Below are 1,809 nucleotides of genomic sequence, written 5' to 3'. Positions count from 1 at the left end.
GATCGAGCTCCAGGAGTCCGCACTTCGCGTCGTCGCGGCGCCCGCGATTCGCACCTACATTGTTTCTCTGCTCACTGCGATCCGGGCCCGGCCCGAGGTGCTGCTCCCCGCGAGCATGCGGGCGGGCCTCTACCTGCAGCGCGCTGCCCAGGCCTGGGCGCTTTTCAACGGCCGTGACTTCGTGCTCCCGGATGACATCAAGCACCTCGCCATTCCGGTCCTTGCGCACCGCCTGGGCATGCGCGGGCGCGCGAAAGCCGCCGACGTGCTCGGCGAGGTAGTCGCGGGGTGCCCCTGCCACCCCTGAGGCAGCATTAGTGGGCCACTAGCCGCACACAGAATGCCCAGGGCAAGGTTCTACGGCGCCGTCGCTGTGGCGGTCGTGGTCTTCTACTACGCGGGCACCTCGGAGGTGGCATGGCTCTATCTCCTCGCGTACTGGATCGCCGCCCTCATCGTCGCGTCGTACCTGTACAAGCTCTGGAACCGAGGGCTTCGGGGCGAGATATTTGTCCGCGGCTACAAATTCGCCCCGGGCTCGCCGATGGAGGACCTGCCCGAGGCCGTCCTCAATGCGCGCCCGGCCCGAAGGGCCTTCGAGGGCGACAGCATCTCCATCGACCTCAAGCTCGTGAGCAGCCGCGGCACCCGCGGTCCCGCTCGGATGACCGGTTCCGTGGCCGGCGTCGAGCTGGCGACCGCAGCCGGGTTGGTGCCGAAAAAAGGTTGGACCGAGCGAAAGGTTGTCGGTCCGGCCAGGCGCGGGCCTGTCGTCTCGACCGGATGGGCCCTGGAGACCGGGGACCTGCTCGGCCTTTTTCGGGAGCGTGGAACCAGGGCGCAGGGAAATACGGAACTCGCCCTCGTCCTGCCGCGCTTCACGTCGTTCGGATCGCGCTCCCGTGTCCGCGAGCTCGAAGCCAGCGCGGCGACGTCGCGCGCCGGAACGGGCACGGAGCTGTTCGGGGTGCGCGAGTACCGTCCCGGCGACGCGCTGCGCCGCATCCACTGGCGCTCCAGTGCCCGGCACGGTGAGCTGATCGTCCGGGAGTACGAGCCGCCTGGCATCCAGTCGCTCGGAATCTTCTGCGACCCATCGCCCCCGACTCGCGAGGCCGCCGATCAGATCGCACGCCTTGCGGCGTCGGAAGCGTGGGACTGCCTGCGCAGCGGAGGGCGGGCCGTCCTGTGGTCTCCGGGAGCCGAGCCCTCAACGTATGACGAGTCGAGGTCCCTCTGGGCGCTCCTGGAGTGGCTGGCGCGATACCCCTCGCAGGCAGAGGTCCTGGACCTTCCGCCGCCCCGCGTCAGCGACGCCGTCGCCGTGGTCGCTCGCTACAACGACCAGGTCATCGACGCCCTCGAGGGTGTCAAAAAGCGTGGCGGCGACATCCGCGCCTGGGTGGTGGGCGAGGCGGTGCTCGACGTCGACGCGCCAGTCCAGCGCGTGGGCCTCGGGTGGCCGCTGTGAAACTGAAGCTTCTGCCGGCATCTCCGACCGAGCACTCCCTCGAGGGTCGCGCGTTCGTCTTCTCGGCCTTCGCGGTTTCGGTTCTCTCCATCGTCCTCTACGGCCAGGAGTACCTGATCCCGGCGGTGGGGCTGGCCGTGGCGGCGATAGGACACGTCGTCAGCTACCGCGGCCGCAACAAGCCGCGCACCTTCTGGGGCCAGGCGTTGATCGCGTCGCTAGTCTTCGCCGCCCTCGCCTACTTCCTGGCCGATTCGGTGGCCGCCCTTTTCGGCGGGGTCCTGCCGCAGGCGAACTTCGCACTGCTGCTGGTGGCGATCACGAGCTTCGACCTGAAG

3 protein-coding genes are annotated in these 1,809 nt (G+C 68.9%); all 3 read left to right on the top strand.

What is annotated here, in order from left to right; translation table 11 throughout:
• On the top strand, positions 1-307 hold a 307-nt coding region (locus tag VGV06_15045; GenBank protein HEV2056462.1), incomplete at its 5' end, for a hypothetical protein.
• A 33-nt stretch (positions 308-340) separates the two neighbouring features.
• Positions 341-1,471: a DUF58 domain-containing protein gene (locus tag VGV06_15040; protein ID HEV2056461.1), complete on the top strand. Its 1,131-nt coding sequence runs from the start codon at positions 341-343 to the stop codon at positions 1,469-1,471.
• On the top strand, positions 1,468-1,809 hold a 342-nt coding region (locus VGV06_15035), incomplete at its 3' end, for a hypothetical protein (protein HEV2056460.1). The genes VGV06_15040 and VGV06_15035, both read left to right, overlap by 4 nt.

Source organism: Candidatus Methylomirabilota bacterium (genome assembly GCA_035936835.1).
Taxonomy (GTDB): domain Bacteria; phylum Methylomirabilota; class Methylomirabilia; order Rokubacteriales; family CSP1-6; genus AR37.
The sequence above is the reverse complement of the archived record's forward strand: the minus strand, read 5'-3'. Positions and strand labels throughout refer to the sequence as shown.

Coding starts and splice junctions, on each gene's coding strand:
- VGV06_15040 (HEV2056461.1), top strand. CDS start 341: ATGCCCAGGGCAAGGTTCTACGGCGCCGTCGCTGTGGCGGTCGTGGTC.